The organism is Prosthecobacter dejongeii (genome assembly GCF_014203045.1).
In the GTDB taxonomy this organism is placed as follows: Bacteria; Verrucomicrobiota; Verrucomicrobiia; order Verrucomicrobiales; family Verrucomicrobiaceae; genus Prosthecobacter; species Prosthecobacter dejongeii.
Window position 1 is genome coordinate 140,308 of record NZ_JACHIF010000011.1, and the last position, 21,383, is coordinate 161,690.

The 21,383-nt window shown below is 54.2% G+C and carries 20 protein-coding genes; 13 read left to right on the plus strand and 7 right to left on the minus strand.

Annotation, left to right across the window (positions count from 1 at the left end; translation table 11 throughout):
• Positions 1-229 precede the first annotated feature (229 nt).
• Both HNQ64_RS21030 and HNQ64_RS21035 read left to right on the plus strand, forming a co-directional pair.
• Positions 230-1,519, plus strand: a complete 1,290-nt coding sequence (locus tag HNQ64_RS21030) for a sensor histidine kinase (protein WP_184212456.1) — start codon at positions 230-232, stop codon at positions 1,517-1,519.
• Entirely contained in the window at positions 1,516-2,769 is a 1,254-nt protein-coding gene (locus HNQ64_RS21035) for a hybrid sensor histidine kinase/response regulator (RefSeq protein ID WP_184212458.1), read from the plus strand. The genes HNQ64_RS21030 and HNQ64_RS21035 overlap by 4 nt, the downstream gene beginning before the upstream one ends.
• A gap of 53 nt (positions 2,770-2,822) precedes the next feature.
• Here HNQ64_RS21035 and HNQ64_RS21040 read toward each other — a convergent pair whose 3' ends face one another.
• Genes HNQ64_RS21040 through HNQ64_RS21050 form a run of 3 tightly spaced genes read right to left on the minus strand, consistent with a single transcriptional unit; the run spans position 2,823 to position 4,426 of the window.
• Positions 2,823-3,395 (minus strand): DUF1802 family protein, encoded by a 573-nt coding sequence (locus HNQ64_RS21040; protein ID WP_184212460.1) that lies wholly within the window; start codon positions 3,393-3,395, stop codon positions 2,823-2,825.
• A gap of 40 nt (positions 3,396-3,435) precedes the next feature.
• Positions 3,436-3,783, minus strand: coding sequence for a rhodanese-like domain-containing protein (locus tag HNQ64_RS21045; RefSeq protein ID WP_184212462.1), 348 nt, complete (start codon positions 3,781-3,783; stop codon positions 3,436-3,438).
• Between the two features lie 34 nt (positions 3,784-3,817).
• Entirely contained in the window at positions 3,818-4,426 is a 609-nt protein-coding gene (locus tag HNQ64_RS21050; protein ID WP_221305523.1) for a L,D-transpeptidase family protein, read from the minus strand.
• Between the two features lie 158 nt (positions 4,427-4,584).
• On the opposite strand from HNQ64_RS21050, the gene HNQ64_RS21055 reads away from it, so the two are divergent.
• The gene (locus tag HNQ64_RS21055) at positions 4,585-5,571 is read left to right on the plus strand and encodes a metallophosphoesterase (protein ID WP_184212464.1); all 987 of its coding nucleotides are present in this window, start codon (positions 4,585-4,587) and stop codon (positions 5,569-5,571) included.
• Positions 5,572-5,653: 82 nt separating this feature from the next.
• Here HNQ64_RS21055 and HNQ64_RS21060 read toward each other — a convergent pair whose 3' ends face one another.
• The 3 genes from HNQ64_RS21060 to HNQ64_RS21070 form a co-directional block, all read right to left on the minus strand.
• Positions 5,654-10,063 (minus strand): DUF7453 family protein, encoded by a 4,410-nt coding sequence (locus HNQ64_RS21060; RefSeq protein ID WP_184212466.1) that lies wholly within the window; start codon positions 10,061-10,063, stop codon positions 5,654-5,656.
• 486 nt (positions 10,064-10,549) lie between these two features.
• A complete protein-coding gene (locus HNQ64_RS21065; protein WP_184212468.1) occupies positions 10,550-11,398 on the minus strand; it encodes an SCO family protein in 849 nt (282 codons plus the stop codon).
• A gap of 1 nt (position 11,399) precedes the next feature.
• Positions 11,400-11,855, minus strand: a complete 456-nt coding sequence (locus HNQ64_RS21070) for a thioredoxin family protein (RefSeq protein ID WP_184212470.1) — start codon at positions 11,853-11,855, stop codon at positions 11,400-11,402.
• A gap of 58 nt (positions 11,856-11,913) precedes the next feature.
• On the opposite strand from HNQ64_RS21070, the gene HNQ64_RS21075 reads away from it, so the two are divergent.
• Complete coding sequence (locus tag HNQ64_RS21075) at positions 11,914-13,089, plus strand: hypothetical protein (protein ID WP_184212472.1); 1,176 nt, start codon at positions 11,914-11,916, stop codon at positions 13,087-13,089.
• A gap of 391 nt (positions 13,090-13,480) precedes the next feature.
• On the opposite strand, the gene HNQ64_RS21080 is transcribed toward HNQ64_RS21075, so the two are convergent.
• The gene (locus HNQ64_RS21080) at positions 13,481-13,726 is read right to left on the minus strand and encodes a hypothetical protein (RefSeq protein ID WP_184212473.1); all 246 of its coding nucleotides are present in this window, start codon (positions 13,724-13,726) and stop codon (positions 13,481-13,483) included.
• A 152-nt stretch (positions 13,727-13,878) separates the two neighbouring features.
• Here HNQ64_RS21080 and argB point away from each other — a divergent pair, with 152 nt between their 5' ends.
• The 9 genes from argB to HNQ64_RS21125 all read left to right on the plus strand — a co-directional run bounded on the left by argB (position 13,879) and on the right by HNQ64_RS21125 (position 21,334).
• Positions 13,879-14,730 carry an acetylglutamate kinase gene (gene argB / locus HNQ64_RS21085; RefSeq protein WP_184212475.1) on the plus strand — a complete coding sequence of 284 codons (852 nt, stop codon included), beginning with the start codon at positions 13,879-13,881 and terminating at the stop codon, positions 14,728-14,730.
• Between the two features lie 70 nt (positions 14,731-14,800).
• Positions 14,801-16,102 carry an aspartate aminotransferase family protein gene (locus tag HNQ64_RS21090; protein WP_184212477.1) on the plus strand — a complete coding sequence of 434 codons (1,302 nt, stop codon included), beginning with the start codon at positions 14,801-14,803 and terminating at the stop codon, positions 16,100-16,102.
• A 60-nt stretch (positions 16,103-16,162) separates the two neighbouring features.
• A complete protein-coding gene (gene argF, locus HNQ64_RS21095) occupies positions 16,163-17,062 on the plus strand; it encodes an ornithine carbamoyltransferase (RefSeq protein ID WP_184212480.1) in 900 nt (299 codons plus the stop codon).
• Positions 17,063-17,082: 20 nt separating this feature from the next.
• Positions 17,083-17,535: an acyl-CoA thioesterase gene (locus HNQ64_RS21100; protein WP_184212482.1), complete on the plus strand. Its 453-nt coding sequence runs from the start codon at positions 17,083-17,085 to the stop codon at positions 17,533-17,535.
• An 18-nt stretch (positions 17,536-17,553) separates the two neighbouring features.
• Positions 17,554-18,186 carry a GYF domain-containing protein gene (locus HNQ64_RS21105; RefSeq protein ID WP_184212490.1) on the plus strand — a complete coding sequence of 211 codons (633 nt, stop codon included), beginning with the start codon at positions 17,554-17,556 and terminating at the stop codon, positions 18,184-18,186.
• On the plus strand, positions 18,183-18,725 hold the full coding sequence (locus HNQ64_RS21110; protein ID WP_184212492.1) for a dihydrofolate reductase family protein: 543 nt from the start codon (positions 18,183-18,185) through the stop codon (positions 18,723-18,725). Before HNQ64_RS21105 ends, HNQ64_RS21110 begins: the two co-directional genes overlap by 4 nt.
• Positions 18,726-18,788: 63 nt before the next feature.
• A complete protein-coding gene (locus tag HNQ64_RS21115; protein ID WP_184212494.1) occupies positions 18,789-19,370 on the plus strand; it encodes a hypothetical protein in 582 nt (193 codons plus the stop codon).
• Positions 19,370-20,680 carry a CCA tRNA nucleotidyltransferase gene (locus HNQ64_RS21120; RefSeq protein WP_184212496.1) on the plus strand — a complete coding sequence of 437 codons (1,311 nt, stop codon included), beginning with the start codon at positions 19,370-19,372 and terminating at the stop codon, positions 20,678-20,680. Before HNQ64_RS21115 ends, HNQ64_RS21120 begins: the two co-directional genes overlap by 1 nt.
• Before the next feature lie 69 nt (positions 20,681-20,749).
• The gene (locus tag HNQ64_RS21125) at positions 20,750-21,334 is read left to right on the plus strand and encodes a thioredoxin family protein (RefSeq protein WP_184212498.1); all 585 of its coding nucleotides are present in this window, start codon (positions 20,750-20,752) and stop codon (positions 21,332-21,334) included.
• Positions 21,335-21,383 lie beyond the last annotated feature (49 nt).

A 21,383-nucleotide genomic window follows, 5' to 3' on the forward strand; every position in this document is an offset into this window, starting at 1 on the left:
TCCAGTATAATTTACAATAATTATACAAATTGTGATTGCTCTAACAACCAAGTCACCTAATACGGCTCCGCTGCACTTCCCTGCTGCGACACGTGAGGTGCCTGTGATTTCCAGAGCAGCCCCGCCTATTGATCCAAAAATTCTCGCAGAAGCGGAAAAATCAGCTCGCTTCGAGGGAGAGCTACAAGAGCTCAATATGCGGAATGCACGATTGGGAGCCTGGTTCGTCATGCTCTTGGTCCCGTTCTGTGCGGTGTTGGATTGGCTGGCCTACCCCACGCATTTCAGGGAGTTTGTGTTGCTGCGCATTCTCTGTTCAGCCATGTGTATTCCGTTGCTCTTGGCTCTCGATCGTCCCTGGGCAGCCCGTTATCACCGCGTTTATCCCGTGATTTTGCCCTTGCTGCCAGCCTTGGCCATCTGCCTGATGATTTACTTCTCAGGCGATGGCAGTTCCAGCTATTACGCCGGGCTCATGCTCTGCCTTGTCGGTACCTCCTTTGTCTTTCATTGGACGTTCCGGGAGATTGGAATCACCGTCGCTCTGGTGCTGCTGTTTTATTTCGCAGCGACGATTCCCAATCTCCGTTACGATGGTCACCTCAGCTCCATCGGTCTATTTATCAATAACACGCTCTTCATCCTGCTGACCTGCGTGATTCTTTATTGCGGCAGTCGGCAGCACCACGCCATCCGTCTGCGGGAATTTGTGAACCGCTGCAAAGTCGAGGCGCAACGGGAGGAACTGAGCCGCCGCAATGAGGAACTTTCCGCCACACTCAAACGTCTTCGTGAAACCGAAGCTCAATTAAATCAAAGTGAGAAACTGGCCTCCATCGGTCGGCTAAGCGCTGGCATCGTTCATGAGATCAATAATCCCCTGAACTTTGTTAAATCTGCGCTTTTCGTCCTGAAGAAAAAGACCAAAAACCTCCCGCCTGAAACTGTGGAGTCCCTGGGACTCATCCTCACGGACATCGGTGAAGGAGTGGACCGCGTGGCCTCCATCGTTTCTGACCTACGCACGTTTGCGCATCCGGAGAACAAGGGCTCCTCCCCTGTCAATTTGAGTCAAACGGTGGCCAAAGTGAATCGTCTCATGGCCAAGCAGATCGGCGATGCAGAAGCCCTGCTACACTGCGAAGTCCCGGCGGATCTCATAGCTTTTGGAGATGAAAACCACATCATTCAAATTTTGATCAACCTTGTTCAAAACAGTCTGGATGCCTTGCAAGGACACCCCCATCCAGAAATTACCCTGAGTGCGATGCAAGAGGGTGACGAACTCGTTTTGCGCGTTCGTGACAATGGCACCGGGATACCAGAGGAACACTTGCAGCGCATTTTTGACCCTTTCTTCACCACCAAAGAAGTAGGCCAGGGCATGGGCCTCGGCTTGAGTCTTTGTTATCGAATGATGCAGGGCATGAACGGGTCTATCACTGCGGCTAGCCAGACTGGAACCTTCACTGAATTTACCCTTCGCTTTAAACCCGCCGCCGCCCCCGCAGCCGCATGAATCCCCCCCCTTTAGCTAACTACCACGTGCTCTACGTGGATGATGAGGAGAAAGCGCTCCATTACTTCAGACAGATGTTTGAGGATGAATTCATCATCCACACCGCCAGCAATGCCGCCGATGGTTACCGCATTCTAGAAAATTACGGTCCGCAGATCGGTGTGTTGCTGACAGACCAACGCATGCCTGGAGAAAGCGGGGTCGAACTGATGGACCGTGCCCGTAGGCTGCACCCCAATCTTGTTCGCATTCTCGTCACCGCATTTACCGATTACCAAACTGCGGTGAAAGCAGTCAATGAAGGACGCGCTTACCGTTACCTACACAAGCCCCTGGACCCTGAGCAACTGGCCGCAGTGCTACGCCAGGGGATGGAATATTACGAGACCCTGCAAGAGCGCGAAGGTCTGCTAACTCAAAATGCGGAAAACATCCGCACAACTTTGATGGCAGACCGAGTCGCAGGCATGGGCATCATGGCTGAAGGACTGAATCACCACCTGCGCAATGCACTCACCGTCGTCCGGGCCTTCATTGACTTAGCGCCGATGAAGCTGATGGAAGAGATTGACGCGAGGCCCCCGCGCGATCCAAATTTTTGGGTCGAAACACAGCATCAGGCACAAGCACAGATTGAGCGGATCCAGACCCTGCTGAACCACTTGGCCCACGCCTCCCACGCACGGAAACTGAATCGGCAAGATACGGTGTCTCTCCCAGCTTTGCTTGAGGAGACTTTAAACACTTACATCGGCCATTTTCAGGAGAAAAACATTCGGGTGGAGTTCGATATCTCCCCTACCCTCCCTCCGCTATTGGTACATGAGGAGCGATTCCGCCAACTTTGGCGCCTACTTTTCATTGAGGAGATCACCCACCTGCATCCGGGAGATCGTGTGGTGGTGAGGGCCCGCATGGAAAGAGATGCCTCCGGACAAGAGCAGGCGGTGATGGTCCTCACAGACAATGGCGGATGGGGGGCCCAAGACCGAGCCGCAAACTTGTTCGATCCCTTTTTCACCCGCAGTCGCAAGCCTGATGACTTTGGTGTCAACATGATGGCCTGCTACGTCACCCTTCACCTGCATGGCGGCAGCATCGAGGCCAAGCGATTAGAACCTCAAGGACTTGAGCTCACCATGCGATTACCGCTGGATCCCAACCAAAGCACTCAGGAGGCCAACGATTTTTTTCTTCACGCCACCCAGCATGAGCAGCGGTGGCAGAAACGAGAAGAACTGGCGGCTTAGAGTCAATCCTTCTGAAATAGTGGGGAGCCTTTAAGGCGGAGCCAGACACTCCACTACACCCCCAAAACTGAGCGTAGCTTTGCAGCTATATCTTCCCACTCAGCATTCCCGATGGCGGGCGTTGCTTGATCCGCAAGTGCTAAACCCTCCTCAGGTAGATTGACCCAAGAGCGACATCCCCCATAACTCTTCGAATAGGGAAAGGACCAGCGCTTGGGCAACTTGTAGGCACGCACGAGGGCCACATGCAGGCAACTCTCCTCATCGTAAATAAAGCGCTCTTTGACGATTTCTTCCTTCCAAATATGCAGAGGAGCGATGGCCTCCATCTGCGCCCAGTCAGTGACTTTCCATACCTGCTCTAGCGTAGCAAACCCATCCACATCCACACTCGTTCGCTCTTCTTCTGGGGGAAAGGAACCTGCCCCGTCAGGGGACCAAGTGAGTCGCTCGGACTGCGTATGAAACCAGGTCGGGAAAAGAAAAAACTGCCGATGCTTCCACTCGAAACCACCGCGGCCCTCATGAATGCCGCCTTTGCGTAAAATCAGAGATTGCACTCCCTGAACCAAGGAATCGCAGACATAGGCCCACTCTTTAAATCCGACCGAAGAAGGAGAAAGCATTTCCGATTTCAAAACAAAGAGAAACAAACAATTAATCAGATCAATAACGAGCCATCTCAGGCTCCACCAAATCCGCCCAGGCATCAATGCCGCCGCGCATGGACTGCGCCTGCGTAAACCCATGCTGGCGTAGCCACCCCGCGGCACGCTGACTGCGCATGCCGTGGTGGCAGTAGATGATGATGTGTTCAGCAGGATCGGTAAAACGTTGTGCTGCCAGTTCTCCGAACTGAGAGAGTGGCACTAGCTCCGCTCCTTCGATACGGCAGATCTGCCATTCATCCTCCTCGCGGCAATCCACCACTCGAGGTGGAGGGGTACCGGGACGATTCAGAAGGTAACTGGTATCATCCACACTGACTTCGAGAGGCAGTTCTACAGGAGGCATGATCGCGGAAAAGCTAGGTTGACAGAATTCAGGCTCAGGGGCGCACCGTCACGGGAGTGCCCTGCGTGACATTGTTATAAAAAATAGCCGCCATGTGTGGGGGCATACGCACGCAACCATGGGACGCTGGGTAGCCTGGAAGGAAACCTTCATGCATGCCGATGCCGCCCACGAAACGCATGAAGTGGTGCATCTTGGAACCTTCAAAACGTGTCCCAGGAGGGGCTTTGTCCTTGGTTACGTCCACGTTTGCCACCACCACATTGCCTGCGCCGTCCACAAAGTCTCCGTAGAGATTGGATTTATGCCACTGATCTTTCTGCGTGATTTTGAATCGCCCCAGGGTGGTCGCATGCTTCTCATCCCCTGTGGAAAGGGCAGATACGCCTGCGAGAGAACTGCCTTTGTAAAAATAGGCTTTTTGGTCGCTGATATCAATCACGATGCTAGGCGCACCCGCCATGCCGTCGCCATCCCAGTAGGAATCCATGTCCTGATTATACAATGCCGAATGAGGCACTGAGGTAGGAGCGAAGGCTTCCAAATATTGAGTCTGCCCCTGCGGTCCCGAAGGAGTGGTGCAGGAAGCCAAAACAGCGGCCAGAGAACCAAGGGCAAACGAGCGGAGGGCGGCTAGGGTCATCGGATATAAAAAAGGGGGGCGAAAAATCGTTGCTAGATAAGCTGCCAAATTGCCCCACAGGGAGGGGCCTGTCCAATGCTTCCTCAGGGAAGCCCTGGAGTGAAATCTCGCTGATATGTCGCCTTGCACGCGTGCGTTATCATTCGTCCATGAATCCCATGAATCGCCGCCGCGCTCTCAAGACGCTTTTCTGCTCCAGTGTTGCCCTTTCGCTGAATCTTCGCACTCAAGCCCAGGCTGAGCTTGCTCCAGGGGCGCTGCACCTTCTTGCCATCGGTGATTTCGGCACCGGAGGCCAGGACCAGAAAATCGTCGCTGAGGCGATGAAAACATTCGTGGGCAAAGAGAAACTCACTCCCTCAGGACTCTGGTTCATTGGCGACAATGTCTATGGCCCGACCAAAGGTGGTTTCACCGTGGAAGCGCAGCGCTGGAAAGAAGAGATCGAAGACATGTACCCAGCGAGCCTCTTCCCCGGCCCTCAATGGGCGGTCTTGGGGAACCATGACTACCATGACAATCCCGGGGGGGAACAGGTACAACTGGCCTATGCCAAAAAAGCCGGTGTGCGCTGGCACATGCCTAACAAATGGTATCGCGTGGATGTAGGCAGCCCAACTCCGCTGGTGACCTTCTTGGCCCTCGACACCAATTTCCCCAAAATCAGTGGCGGGAAGGACAAAAAAACAGGAAAACCGAAGACGCACATGGCCGCGGAGGAGGAGGCGCAGCAGCTCGAATGGCTCAAGCTTGAGCTGGCCAAACCACGTGCACCCTTCACGGTCGTTGTCGGTCATCATCCTCTTTATTCAAACGGTAGCCACAAAGACACTCAACCGCTCATCGAACAATGGGGAGATCTGCTGCAAGAACACAAAGTGCATGCCTATCTCTGCGGGCATGATCACGATCTCCAGCACCTCGAACTGGAAGGAAAATTCACCTCCTTCGTCCTTTCCGGCGGCGGTGGCGCACGCATTCGTAAGTTAACAAATGAAGCACGGAAAATGCCGTATGGGAAAGACATCCACGGTTTTACCCACCTGCAAGTCCTGCCAGATGCCCTCACCATCACCCACTTGGGTGTGGACGGCGGCGTGCTGCACCGTTTCACCAAGAAACTCGACGGCAGTGTGGTGATGTAAATACCCCTGCCTCGCAGTTTGTTTTGTGCCGAATAAAAAAGGCGCGACCAGCAAAGGTCGCGCCTTTTTTCATCTGCGTCACTTAAGGGATGATCACCTGGCTGGTGCTGCCATCGGCAAACGTCACATACACCACTATCCGGCCAGTGCTGTCCATGACAGGCTGCTCCCAACGGCGGTCCGTCTGGCCAGAGCCTGGTAGGTCAATCTTCGTCACCACTTTAGTGCCTTCAGTCGTCACCACCGATGCGCCCTTACGAAACACCAGGGACAGTGCACCGCCATTCGGAGCACTTCTCCAGAGCCCTTGGTTGTTGGCAGTGACGGCATCTCCGCCGGCCAGGTTGCCGATGATGGCATACTGGTTATTGCCGCCGACGATTGGCAGATCAAATCCACTGAAGGTCGCACCCGTTGTCCCAGGGGCAGCATCACCCACCCGGAGAGCCAACTGCATGGCTCCCGACAGATCCGTGAAGATGGCGTTCACATCCGTCGGAGCTGCGCTATTCCCATCGCCATTGACATCCAACCAGGCTCTCCAGGCCCCACGGTTGTTGTTGTTCAGCCAGCCACCCCATGGATTCCCAACGAGGCTGCCCACGGGCAAGTTTGACACAACTGAAGAACCATCCCCACGGCGGAGGATGCAGGTGAAACTGGCCGGGGTGGAAGCCGTGCCCCGCCAGATGCCGTCATTGCGCATGTTGGCCGCATTGTCACCGTCCCGGTTCAAGGTAGCACGGAAAGCGACAACGCCGTTATTGCCTGAAGACGGGCGCTGGAGCCGCGCAAAGGTAGCACCGCCAGTGCCGGGGGCCGTTTCACCCGCATAGAAGACCTTCGATACCGCACTGCCCACTGGCTGATACCAGATGCCCTCTTTACTGCTGGTGGTGGTGAGAGCAGAGAAAATGAAATTGCCCTGCGCATCCATGCGGCCAGGGTCCGTGAAGCTACCAGCCACGTTTGCATACAAAGCGGTTGTGCCTGGAGCAGTCGCGCTTTCTTCCGCCACCACGCTGATGGTGGTGGTAGCACCACTGACTTGGGCACGCAGAACAGCGCTCTTGGTGCTCGCTCCTTTAAACGTCACAGACACAATGGCGTGGCCAGAATTCACCCCGGTGCTAGCCGTGGCGTAGATACCCGAAGCAAAGCTACCGATTTTGACGCCGGCCATTCCGGGCACATCGTCATCTTCACGGAGCAGGAGACGCAAGCCCCCGCCACCAATTTCGCTCCAGAGACCGGTGTCATTAGCAGTCGTTACCCCACCAGTGCCGATGGTCATACTCGCAAGGAAACTGACCAGACCCGATTCACTGATCCATGGCACCTCAGGAAGGGTCGCAAAGGTAGCGCTGGGTACATCTGGCACCGTGGTTCCTGTGCGAGCGAGGAGAAACAGATTTCCACCTCCCGTTTTCCAGAGACCGGAATTGCTGGTAGCAGGCACCCCTTGAAGGAAGCCAGGAAAGGCTAAAAAGCCATTTTCAGCCAAGAAACCACCCCGCCGAAGCACACCGAATTGGCCAATGTTCGAGGTGCCATCTGCCCCAGGAGCGTTGCCTGCGGTAACCACATCATCAAGCGTCGAAGGAATCGGCAAAGGAGCCTGTCCGTTCCCTGTGATGGTGAAAGTGTAGGGAGACTCATCGGCATCGTCGCTCAAAAGAGTCACCGTGGCCGTTTTCTGACCAACGGAGGCAGGATCAAAAGTAATGCTGAAGGTGGTGGTTCCCGTCAGGGCGGATACGGGAGTGACAGGCTGAGCGGTAACGGCAAAGTCTGCCGTGGCACCGCTGAGAGTGACATAATTAGGAGCCGTGCCACTCAAGTTTAAAGCAGCGGTGCCCGTATTTACGATTGTAAATGTCCGGACAACACTGCTGCCCGTCACTCCAGCATTGCCGAAATCTGTGTGATTGCCTACGGCGGCCGTGGCACTGCCATCAACAATCGCATTGCCATTGCCAGTGATCGCAATCTCCGAGCTGGCGGGGCTGCCCGTGACGACATCGAAGAACACATCTGCGTTATCAGAATGACGACCTGAACCTATTGCCGTCCCACAAGATTCACAGGCATAATTCCCAACCATGATGTCCCCTGCAGCGCTCTTATCAATGATGGAGGCGCGCAGGTGATGGGTGCCAGTTGGCGAACCTGAGGGAAGTGTGAATGTGAAATTTAAGTCCGTGTGGGTGTTCACGGAAAACTGGCCCGGATTGAGGTTTAAGCTCTGCAAAGTATTCCAGGTGCTGCCATTGAAGTGGAATACCTTCAAATGAATCCCATCTGTGGTGGTGTATGAACCTGAACTGGAAGGGAACCAACGAACTGAAACGCTGAGCGTGGTGGGTGTGAGGTAGGTGACATTGACATAATCAATGTGATCGTCTGTTTCGAGGGCTGTTGAGCTGGCTCCATCAGCCACTAGGATGCCATTGCCCGAGCGAGTGCCGCCAAAGACCACCAACTCAGAATCGGCGCCGCCGCCTGTGATGGCAAAGGTGTAAGGATTTTCATCGGCATCATTGTTCGCGATGCTTACCGTGGCATTTTTAAAGCCGAAACTGCTTGGATCAAAAGTGACGACGAAGGTCGTGCTACCGCTGGCTACCACCGAGCTGGCGGGCTGGGTAGAGACCGTGAAATCGGCGGCATTGGCACCGCTCAAGGTGACATAATTCGGAGCAGTGCCAGTTAGGTTCAAAGCGCCTGTACCAGTATTGGCGATCGTAAATGTTCTAGAAATGGAACCGCTGGAAACAGCCACATTGCCAAAGCTGGTGTGATCCGCCGTGGTGGGCACCATGTCACCATTGTCGATGGTGAGGCCATTACCTCTCAAGACGATTTCGGGAGAGGCAGCAGCTACATTGATGGTGACTGTAATCTCTTGGTTAAGAACCGGCGTGCCATTGTCCTGAGTCAAGAATTTGACGGTGGTAAGACCCACTTGACCCGAGGTAGGCGTCCAAGAAAAAGTGCTGCTCACGCCTGCAGACGCCAAGCCCGAAACTGTGGTGAAGGTGGCACCCGAGGGAATGCCAGCATTGGCAGAGAGGGTCAAGGTCTGAGCCAGATCCACATCCGAGCCAGAAACCACGAAACTCAGGTTTTGCCCAACGGTAACATTGTGGGACAACGTTGCAGTGGTGACCGGCTGGTTGTTGCCAGCTCCAACGGTGATGGTAATGGTCTCGTTATCCGAGAGATTTGGCACACCATTGTCCGTGGCACGCAAGGTCACCCCCGTGTATGTGGTGTTGTTCTGGCCAGCGGTTGGAGTCCAAGAAAAAGCGCCTGCGGGGCTTAAGGTCGCTCCAGCAGGACCATTAAACATCTGATAAGTGATACTATGGCCATCAGGGTCTGTTGCAGAGAGATTGAAGGTCAAAGTGCCTCCGTTGGCCACAGATTTGCTGCCGACGGCTGCCAGCACCGGAGGATTGTTGCTGCCCGTAACTGTGAAAGTGACTTCCTCTGAATCAATCAGAGTCACGGAGGCATTGTCGTAAACTTCAAAGTTGACCACATAAGTTCCTTCCTGACCTGCTGTCGGAGTCCAGGCAAAGGAGGAAGAAGCACCGGTGCTAGGTCCAGTGGTTTGAGGAAAAGTCGCCCCTGTCGGCAAAGCGGAGGACCGGAGCGTCAAAGTCTGACCAGCATCCGGATCGTTCCCCGTCACCGTGAAATTTAGAGAAGTCCCGATGTTGACTGTTTTTGGCCCGATGGAAGCAAGTACGGGCGGGCGGTTAACATTGGTGGCAGTGGGATCTGCTGCGACTACGAGAACATCACGAATAGCAGTGCCACCGGAGCCATCCGTCACACGAATTTTGTAACCCCAGCGCCCAAGAGCCATGGTGGCTGTGCTGGTACCTGGAATGCCAACGGTGCCTGATGCGCTCACACTGATGCCTGGCATAAGGCTCGTTGGAGCGTAATCAGGGTAGGCATTGCCCACCAGATTTTGATAGGTTACAGGGGTTCCATCTGGATCCTGGCTATTCAGGTTCTGGGTGTAAGGGAAACCTCGTCCAATAATATCAATGGTAGCAGGGATCATGGTAGGTCCCGCACTGGCCTGCCCCGGTGTGTAGGCAATCTTCAATTCCAATGACCAGGTGCTTTCAGGCACATTGTTGATACCGCTCACCCAGTTGTTGCTACTCCACCAAGCATAATAAAAACCTGCAGCTCTGCCATTCAGATTGAAGGTAAAAGTGTCTTTTCGAATGGTGTAGGCAGCCCCTCCAAACTCAGTGCCTGTCGAGAAAGGGTTGACCGCTGTTGCCAGAGTCATTGAACCCAGTGAAGTGCCCGTGGCGCCAGATCCTGTGTAAACTTGGAAAAAGGGCGTATCTACAAAACTACCCCAACCTGTGTAAACAGTGACCGTTACCAAGCCACTCGAATTGATGGAGTAAGACGCCGCTCCTCCACGGTAGTGAGATGCCTCTGAAATGCATGGAAACAGCATGGCTGCCGCCATAAAAAACAGACCCCAAAAACGGGTCTGAATTTTTCCAGCGAGTCCAATCGCCGGGTTGTGCTTCCCTTTCACGCATGCGGTCTTCACATCTTCCATAAAGGAATCCTTGTGTAGGAATAAAGGAAAATCAATTTCGATTTAATGCGAAATAAAAATTATAAAATCAGCCGACGATAGAAATTTCATCCTAATCTTAATGATTATTTAATTCAAAGACTTGAAATAGACAAATCCTTGATTATGAATTGATTAAATCATATCCAGCCAAGCCGAAACGTAAGGTTTGAGCAAAAAAGGCATTTGGATAAATCTTAAATCTTAAGATTTAAACGATTAAGTAACACCTAAACTAAACTAGTTGATCGAGATTTTATGACAGTATGCGGCTGCTAAAACGAGGAAAAAAGATGCCAGCTCAACTTATAGACGCTCCACATTTCCTACAATTGGAAGGACTCTAAACCAAATGTTCCCTCAACGCTTTTCACCATCATGAATGGCTTCGAGTAGATCTTCAGAAGTCCAGCGATTGTCTGAATAGAGACGCTGGATCTTCCCGTTCGAATCTATGACTAGAGTGCGTAGGGTGTGGTTGATGAGTCCCTCATCTTCCCAGAAATCAGCCCCACAGCGAGAGGCCAAACGACGGATTTCTGGAAGCGAACCTGTGAGAAATGTCCACACCTTTGGGTCGGCCTGACAGGCCTTCGCATAACTTTTCAGCACTTGAGGGCTGTCATTGAGTGGATCTATCGTGACACAAAGTATGCTGACAGCAGACGCATCCGCACCTTTGCGAGCCTTGAGTTTTTTTTGGAAATCTCCCAGCTTTGCCATCAATAAAGGACACATTTCAGGGGATGGGCAGCGAGTAAAAAAGAAGCTGAGTACGATGGGACGTCCAGATAGCTTTGCTGGCTCAAACACCCTTGCTTCTTGGTCTTTCAAAAGAATATCTTCAAAAGAAAAGGAAGCTCCAACTTTGGCTTTAGCCACTTTCGCAGAGTGACTTTGAATCTGAGCTTTCCCACGACGCAGCACCTCAAAATGAGTGATGCGATCTTCCTTATCCGTGACCTCTAAGCTGAAGCGGACCTCATCCCCGGGCCGCACTTCCTTAAACCAACGAGTGCCCTTCACCGTAAATGGCATCACCATGGCATCCATGTAACCAGGAATGGCCTCATGTTTGATGATCATCTCTTGAGTCTCTGGGCGAAGCTCTCGAATGGTGCCTAATACCTGGAAATTTTGTGATTTCTCACCTGCAAGCGCACGCAATGAGGGAAGCAGTGCAAGGACAATGAAAGCAAATAGACGCATCTTAGTTCCGCTTTTCTGTTTTCCCTGCTCTGGACAGCCAATCATGCAGAATTTTCGCCATGGATTCGACGGTCGCGGCATGGAATTCTAGGCGACCGATCTCGCTGCCATCAGATCGCAGAGAAATCAGGGTCGGAAAATGGGAAACCTGGAATTTTTCCGCGAGTGCGGTGTTGGCTCTTTGTTGCTCAGACGCAAGTTTAACGCGCTGGGGAAAGTCCACCATCATTAGAATAAAAGAGGTTTCGAGAATCTTTTCGATCGTTTGGTTTTCCAAAAGCTCTTTGTCCAAGGTGACACTTCGAAGGCTCCAGTCAGAGCCCGTGAACAGCAGCAAAATAGGTTGGTCACGAGCAGTGGCTTTAACCATGGCGGCTTCCAGAGTGGGCTCGAACGGTAGCCTGCATGCAAACAAGGGTGCTGCTAGTAAACTGAGGGCCAGGGTTATTTTCCACATTGGCATTTGGCACGAGATTGTGTGATGGATGAGACTTGTCAATACGATTGCCCAGAGAATGAGCTCTTTCGTGAATCTTTCCAACATTTGGTTAGTCTGCTTGTTCATCCTAGCTTTCACAGCGGCTGCCGAAAAGCCTGCCGTATTGGTTTGTGGTGCCGATGTGGTAACGGTGGGAGATGCCTGGACGAAGATTTCCCTGATGCGAAATGAGGCGGATACACTGCTAATGCAGGGGAAGATGGACACCTTTACCGCTAAAACGACTGCCATCCTGGTCCACCTACGTTTCATGGAAACAAACGCCATCATGCTGATAGGCCGCCGCCAAAGGATTTTGCAACGCAGCCTGCTTTCTGCGGAAAGCCTGACCGATGAGATCATGCGACTGGCCCAAGAGGGCGAGGCCCGAAGCCTCGACGAAAGATGGACTGAAATGAAAGCGGTGCTCCAACTAGCTGCGGCTCAATTCCCGGATGAGGCCCTCATGTCCACGGAACGATTTGCCCATCTTTTGCCACCGGTAAAACCTATACTGCATATCCAGATGGAGCCGCTGACGGAGCTACAGCCCGGCAAGCCTGTGCGACTGAAGTTTCAAATCGTTTATATCCAGGACCTTCGTCCTGTGGCTGGTGAAGACCTTCTTTTGACCCACGGCGCTCTTCTGCATGCAATGATATGCGACGAGTCACTAACGGACTATCATCACGAACATCCCGAGCCCACCGGCAAGTCTGGCGAATGGGAGTTGACCTTCGTGCCCCGCTTGAACCAGCCTTACCGATTGTGGATCAATGCGGTTCCAAAAGAAACAGGGCGGGAAGAATTTGCGATGAACCAGATTTCCCTTCTCTCTAACCCGAGCGCAGCAGCCAAAAAGGAAACTGTCCTTGCAGCCAATGCAGCAGAGCTAAGAGCAAAGATGGCCTGGATCACGGAGTCCCCGCCTAAAGCTAAAGCCATCAATCGAGCCAATTTGAAGATCTTAGACGCTGCGGGAGATGCCGTCACAGACCTTGAAGATTACATGGAGGCGCAGGCACACATTGTGGGAATCCATGAAGACTTTCGCACATTGCTGCATGTCCATCCAGAAAATGAGCGTGATGAGGTGGGGGGAGAAATCCGGTTCAGCTTTAATCCACCTCAAGCTGGATTCTACAGGCTCTTCGTTCAAATCAAAAGGCAGGGAGTATTTCTCACATTCCCATTTGGGATTCAAGTGAAGTGATCCTATGAAACTAACATTTTGTTAGGATTCATGCGGCCACAAGGACGAAGACCGTGATGCCCATGCGTTTTTTATTGGGTCCTCTAAAACTTAGGGGGTGATTATCTGACGGTGCTGCCCATCGGCCAACGTCACGTTCCCCCTTGTGACCCGTATATTCCATTACGGGCTGAACCCAGCGCGGTCCGCTGTGTTCGATCTTAGCACATGAATCTTTTTACCACTTTGCGCTTTCCTTGGTCGTGATGCACACCTGTTCGCCGTTGGTCAACTCACCATCCTGGGGGATCCCTAACGTGCTGCCGAACGGCAAGCTCGAGATCTTTCGAGACCTCATTTTCTCGACGTCACACAAGCAGTGCTCCAGCTCAAGGATTGAGCCAGATTCAGTTCAGCGGCGCTGCACTCGTACGTCCTCCACCTGTTGCACCTGCCGCTGCAACTCCGAGGAAGATGGAGTGCGGAGGAGGGTCACAATCATGCTGCCAAGCACGTAAATGAGCCCTGCTCCTAATCCGGCACCGATGGCGATGAGGCGGCGCTGAATGACGTTCTCCTTGGAGATCAAAGTGTAAAAACGCATGCACAGCATCACCCAAAGGAAGCAGAGGAAAAGAAGAGCTGCGGTGACGAGCATGACGCTACTGAAACAGAGCCTCTGGGCCCTGACGAGAGAAAAAAAGGAACTTTGGAGACTAGAAACATGGCGGATTTTTTTCAGAAATTTCCCGTTGAAGTGCTTGACGCTGCGCCTGGGTGCCTATCCTTCCCACCTTTCCCCCTTTGCCAATGAACGAGCCCCAGATCCAGAAAGCCGATGTCCTCCTCGAAGCCCTCCCTTACATGCAGGGATTCCGAGGCTGCACGTTTCTGATCAAGGTGGGCGGCAGCGCCATGGAAGACCCAGCCGTGGTGGACACCTTCTTGAAAGACGTGGTGTTTCTGGAGGCTGTGGGCATCAATCCCGTCATCGTGCATGGCGGTGGCAAGGCCATTTCTAAAGCGATGAAGGATAGCGGCCTGGAGGCCAAGTTCATCAACGGCATGCGCGTGACGGATGAGGAGACCATCAAGATCGTGGAACAGACACTGGCGCGGGTGATCAACCCCGAGATCGTCAATAAGATCAATGCCTTTGGCGGCAAAGCCGTGGGCGTGCCTGGCACGGAAGTCTTCACGGGCGAAAAAATGAAAGGCGATCTCGGCTGGGTAGGTGAAGTGAACGACTGCAAGCTGGGCCTGATCCAGGCAGCCGTGGCGGGTGAATTTGTCCCCGTGGTGTCCCCGGTTGCCCGTGAGCTAGCCAGTGGCAAAACGTTAAACGTGAATGCTGACCTCGCTGCGTGTGCCCTAGCCACACGGCTAAAGGCGACCAAGCTGATCTTTTTGAGCGATGTGCGCGGCGTCATGCGCGATCCCAAGGATGACGACACTCTGATTCCGAGCCTGGACCCGGCCGGCATCGAAAACCTGAAGAAAGAAGGCATCATCAGTGGAGGCATGATCCCAAAGGTGGACTCTTCCTTGGAATCTCTCCGAGGAGGCGTGGGCAAGGTGCACCTCATTGACGGACGCATTCCCCACGCACTTATTTTGGAGATCTTCACGGACGTGGGGATCGGCACTGAAATTCATCTGTGAGCTTCGGTAGGAAGACAGAGGCGGATGAAGCAACAGTAGGAACGTAAGCAATTTTTTCAGGATCAAGAAAATGGACAGAATCAATGACTTTGAGCCCGCGTGGCTGGACCAGTATGTGATGCCTAACTATGGGCGCTTTCCCCTGTGGCCAGAGCGTGGTGAGGGGCCGTACCTGTGGGATAGTGAAGGCAAAAAGTACCTGGACTTCGCCAGCGGTGTGGCGTCCTGCCCATTGGGGCATGCCCATCCCGAAGTCGCAGGTGCCATCGCCGCTCAGGCGCACAAGCTCATGCAGGCATCCAACTGGTATTGCAGCAAAGGCCAGGCACAACTGGCCCGCGTGCTGGTGGAGGAAATCGTCAAGGTTCCCGGCAAATGTTTCTTCAGCAACAGCGGGGCGGAGGCGAATGAAGGCATGATCAAACTAGCGCGCAAATATGGCGTCACTAGGCCCCAGGCAGATGGTAGCCCGCGCTATGAGATCATCACCTTCACGGGCAGCTTTCATGGGCGCACTTTCGGTGCCATGAGCGCTACCGCGCAGGAAAAGATCCATGGTGGCTTTGGCCCCATCGTGCCGGGTTTTGTCTATGCCCCTTTCAATGACGTCGAAGCCCTGAAAAAAGCCGTCACGGAAAAGACCGTGGCGATCTTTTTTGAACCTGTGCAGGGAGAAAGCGGAGTGAACCCCGCCACCCCCGAATTCCTACGCACCGTGCAGTCGCTCTGCAAACAACATGACCTGCTGATGCTGCTGGATGAAGTGCAGTGTGGACTGGGGCGGACAGGTGACTCCTGCGGCTGGCGTTCGATCGTTCCGGGCGATGAGATCCAGCCAGACTCGATTAGCTGGGCCAAGTCCATCGGCAGCGGGTATCCCTTGGGCTCTTTCTGGATCCGTAATCGTGCCTTGGCAGATGGCGATGAAAGAAGGCTGTGCGACCTCCTTGGCCCAGGCACCCATGGCACCACCTTTGGCGGCAGTCCCCTGGCCTGTGCGGCAGGGCTCGCGACACTGAATGTGATTCTGCGTGATCAGTTGGCGGAAAGCTCTGCGGTTTTAGGCCGCAAGATCGCCGGTGAAGTCGCTTCTTGGAAACAGCCTCTCATCACAGACATCCGCGCCTTTGGCATGCTGATCGGCTTTGAGTTGGATGAAGCCGCTTTGTTGGCTAAAGCTGCTATCAAGGCCTCTGGTAAGATCGCCTCGATCTATGTGGCGAAGGCCATGCTGGATGCTGGGCTACTGGTGGTCCCCGCGGGCCCCAAAGTGGTGCGTTGGCTGCCACCGATGAACCTCACCGAGGCTCAGGCCGCAGAGGCCCTGACGATCTTTAAAACCATCCTCGGTGAGCTATCGGCACTTGATTGAACAGCCCCGCTCAATTGCGACCTCAGCCCTTTATTTCCGTCCCTCAAAGTCCCTTTAAAGATGAAGCATCTCCTTTCCATTGAGCAGCTCAGCGCCGCTGAAATCGAAAACCTGCTCGCTCAGGCAGCCTTGTTGAAAAAGAACCGCAAGACATCCCCCCAAGTTTTGGCCGGGCAGAACTGGGCGCTCATTTTCAGCAAGTCCTCCACACGCACTCGGGTGAGTTTTGAAGTCGGCGTGCGCGAGCTCGGCGGACAGGTCATGTTCCTTTCCTCGGCAGACATTCAGTTAGGCCGGGGCGAACCCATCAAGGACACCGCACGTGTCATGGGGCGCATGATTGACGGGGCCATCATCCGCACCTTCGCCCAGCAGGACGTGGTGGACTTCGCCGCCTACAGCGGCATCCCCACCATCAATGCCCTGACCGATGACGAGCACCCATGTCAGATCCTGGCCGATTTGCAGACCATCAACGAACGCTTCGGAAGCTGGAAGGGCAAACGCGTGGCCTTTCTGGGCGATGGGGACTGCAACGTCGCCCGTTCCTGGATCTGGGCCAGTGCCCGATTGGGTTTCGAATTGGTCATTGGAGCACCCAAGGAGTTCCAGCCAGCGGCTGATTTCATGGCCAAAATCCCCAGCGGCACTATCACGGTGACGGATGACCCGAAAGCCGCCGTGGCAGGCATTGATGCCATCTACACCGATGTGTGGGTGAGCATGGGCAAGGAAGACGAAGCCGCTGGCCGCATCGAAACGCTGCGCCCCTGGCAGATCAATGCAGCTCTGATGCAGCATGCGAAGTCAGACGCCATCGTCATGCACTGCTTGCCTGCATATCGCGGTAAAGAGATCACTGAAGAAGTCCTCGAAGCCCAGGCTGCCGTGATCTTTGACCAAGCTGAAAACCGTCTGCATGCGCAGAAGGCCGTGATGGTGGAACTGGCAAAAGCCTAAGGCCTGAGTAAGATACAGACATGCACCGTCATACACTCACTGACCGAGTCCAGTTCGCCGATACGGACATGGCGGGCATTGTCCACTTCTCCAATTTCTTCCGCTACATGGAGAGGGTGGAGCATGATTTTTTCCGAGCTCTCGGCATGTCCATCTGGGATAAGTCGGCTGAGATTCCAGTGGAGGAGCGGGTAGGCTGGCCGCGAGTCCATGTTTCCTGCGATTTCCGCGCTCCGCTTTTTTTTGAGGAGGAGTTCACCATGGAGCTTCTAGTGGAGCAGGTGCGCCCGCGCACGCTACGTTACATCATTCGTTTTTGGAAACAGGATGGGGAACTGAGTGCAGAAGGCAAACTGGTAGCAGCTTGCGTACGCAAAGACGCCCAAACGGGTAAAATGAAAGCGGTGGATATCCCCGAACGAATCCGCTCACGCATCTCGGTAGCTCCGCCTGAGCTTTTGAAGCTGCCCTAGCCTAAGGTCTGTGCGATCATGATTCTAGAACCGACAACGGAGATTTTCATCGGTCGCGGTGAAGTGCAAAAAGGCTGTTTTAAGGCGGCTGAGGTAAGGCTTAAACTGGCCAATGGAACCCTGCTGCCTACCGACCTCTATTGGATCGAAGGCATGGAGGAGTGGCACCCTCTGAGTTCCCTGCCCCCGGAACCGCCCCCTCTGCCAGAACGTGCTCTTGAGGACGAAAAAAATCCATATCGTCCCCCACTCGCAGAGACACTTTTGAATCCGGCACCGGTCAAGCATTCAGGCATCGGAAGACGCCTTTACCTGCTGCTCTTCATGCTCCTCACTGGCGGATTGGGCTACCTGATCGACCGTTACCAGTTCAAGCCAGAATCCATGCTGGATCACTTGGTTGTTGTCAGTTTTTTCCTTCCCATCATTGCCCTACGGCTCAAAAATATTGGGTTTCATCCTTGGAGTTGTCTGATCGCTGCGGTCCCTTTGGTCAGCATGATCATCCTGCTGCCCTGCCTTTTTTGCCAGGCGGGCTACGCCACGAGCCGAAAGCTGGATAAACCCGGCCGCATCGCCATGGTGGTGTTCCTGGTGCTATTCGTCGCTACCGTCGTTTTTTCCTCGGGACTTCTTCCTCAGCCCTCATGACTTGCACAGCCTTCATCGCCACCAGTCTAGATGGGTTCATCGCTCGCAGGGATGGGGGCATTGATTGGTTAGCCTCTGTCGAAACGGAGGGAGAGGACTATGGTTACGCTGCCTTCATGGCCACTGTGGAGGGAATGGTCATGGGAAGAGGCACCATTGAAACCGTTGTGAATTTTCCCGAATGGCCGTATGGCGAAACTCCGGTGACAGTTCTCACAAGTCAGCCACTTGCCGTGCCTGAAAAACTTCAGGGGAAAGTCAGCCTCCTTCCGCCAGAACCAGCGGTGGCGGTGGAGCATTTTCGCCAGCGCGGGTTTAACCATCTGTATGTGGATGGCGGCAAAACCATTCAGGGTTTCCTGGAGGCTGGTTATCTGGACCGCTTGATCATTTCACGCATTCCCATCCTGCTTGGGGATGGATTGGCATTATTCGGGGCTTTACCTCATGATGTGAAACTGCGTCATGAAGAAACACGCAGCTTTGCTTCTGGACTCGTTCAGAGCCGATATGCTGTGATGAAGACGGGGCAAAAGTAAGAAACCCTTTTGTTTCGACAGCTTTTTGATCCAAATAGAGGCTGCCTAACGTTTCTCACCGACGTGAATCAAACCACCTCTCCCACTCAAATGATCCCTAACTGGCTTACCTTTGCCCTTCTCACCGTGCTCTCCTGGGGCGTCTATGGCATCATCCTTCATAAGGGCCGTGGGCTGATGCCTGACGGCACACTGCCAGGACCTGAAACGGCGAATGCCAGCCTGAAAGCCTTTTTGTTTGTTGGCATCGCCTACTTTGTCGTGGCCGTGTTGGGCCCCGTTCTGGTACTTTGGCAGCGTGGCACGAACTGGAGCTTCACCAGCAGCGGTATGACCTGGAGCTTTATCGCCGGCGTAGCAGGTGCGCTCGGTGCTTTCACCTTGGTGCTGGCTCTTGGTGCCGCCGCAGCGATTTATAAAGGTGCAGCACCTGCCGCCGTGATGCCCATTGTCTTTGCTGGTGCTCCAGTGGTGAATACCGTGGTGGCCATGTTCATCCATCCGCCAGCAGGAGGTTTAAAAAGCCTTCCTTGGCAGTTCGTCACGGGCATCGTGCTGGCCGCTTGTGGGGCCTTCATGGTGGCCAAGTATGCCCCGACCAACCGCCCTGCAGCCAAGCCTGCAGGCGTCGCCGCGAAGCACTGATGTTCAAAGCCGCCTCCCATGTCATCCGCACGCTGCGCAGCCACGGCCACCAAGCTTTATTAGCTGGCGGCTGCGTTCGTGATTTTTTGTTAGGCAAGGAACCGAAAGATTATGACGTAGCCACCAGCGCCACCCCGCAGCAGGTCGTCGCTCTGTTTCCAGGGGCGCTCACCGTAGGTGCCCATTTCGGTGTGGTCATCGTCAAACATGACCACCACCAGATCGAGGTGGCCACCTTCCGCACGGATGGCAGCTACAAAGATGGGCGTCGCCCAGAAACCGTTACCTTTGCCACGGCGGAGGAAGATGCCCAGCGTCGCGACTTCACGGTCAATGGGCTCTTCCGTGATCCGGAAGAAGACCGCATCATTGATTATGTCAATGGCCAGGAGGATCTCGCTGCCAAGCTCCTGCGGGCGATTGGTGATGCGTCACAACGTTTTGCTGAAGATCGGCTGCGCCTAATGCGCGCGATCCGTTTCGCCACCGTGCTAGGTTTTGAAATTGAGCCCGCTACCTGGCAAGCTATCTGCGACCATGCTGAGGCCATCACCACCGTGAGTGCTGAACGCATCCGCGATGAGTTGATCAAAATCTTCCTGCACCCAAATCGGTTGCGTGGTTTTGACCTGCTGATGGACAGTGGCCTGATGGAGCGCGTGCTGCCGGAAATCCTCGTTTTGAAAGGCGTGGAGCAACCTCCGCAATGGCACCCCGAGGGAGACGTGTTTGTGCATACCCGCCTCATGCTAAGCCTGCTGCCAGAGCAAGTTTCTCTGCCATTGGTACTCAGCGTCCTCCTGCATGACATTGCCAAGCCAGCCACCTTCACGGTGGATGAAGGCACAGGCCGCATCCGCTTCAATGGCCACGACAAACTGGGGGCTGAGATGGCGGGGGACATCCTGCGTCGGCTCAAGTTTCCCAACGATATCATTGAGCCCACACAGGTCGCCGTAGAACATCACATGGCCTTTAAGGACGTGAAGAAGATGCGTAACAGCACCCTAAAGCGCATGATGGCCCGCCCGACCTGGGACGATGAAATGGCACTGCATCGCGTGGACTGCCTGGGTTCCAATGGTTTGCTGGACAACTATGAATTCATGAAGGAAAAGGCCGAGGAATTTTCTCAGGCCCCATTGATCCCGCAAACGCTGATCAATGGTCGCGATCTTATAGAACTGGGCTGGCAGGCTGGCAAAAAGATGGGAGAAGTCCTGACGGCGGTGCAAAATGCGCAACTCGAAGGCCTCGTGAGCACGCGGGAAGAGGCACTGGCGTGGGTCAAAGCCTACAGCCTGCAATGAGAGTCCCAAGAAGCGGCTAGCCCCGCGCTATTTTGTTTTTCACTTTCGAATCCCTGTTTCCCTTTTCCCATGGCTGAAGTCCCCTCCACCCGCATCCTCCCCCTCGGCAGCATTGCCCCTGAATTTGAACTTCCCGACGGCTCGGGGCAGACCTTCACGCTGGATGATGTGCGTGGCCCGCGGGGGCTGCTGATCATGTTCGCCTGCAATCACTGCCCTTTCGTGATCCACTTAGCCAACGCTCTGGCCGCATTTGCCAAGGAACTCGATAGCCAGGGCATCGGAGTGGTAGCGATCAACTCCAACGATGTGGAAAAGTACCCCGCCGATGCCCCAGAAAAGATGTTGGAGTTCACCGCCAAATACGATTGGCAGTTCCCTTATCTCTACGATGCCGACCAGAGTGTGGCCCATGCCTTCGTGGCCGCCTGCACGCCAGATTTTTACCTTTTCGATGGCGAGCTGAAGCTGACGTATTGCGGCCAGTTTGACGGCTCCCGCCCCAAAAATACCACCCCGGTTACGGGAGATGACATGCGTGAAGCCGTTCGAGGAATGCTGGCCGGGGAGGCTCCCCTGCCCTCGCAGCGCCCCAGCACCGGCTGCAACATCAAGTGGAAAGCCGGGAACGAGCCGGACCACTTCACCAAGTGATCCTACTCAGAGAACTGAGGGTGAGCCAAAACTGACCCACATTATTCCG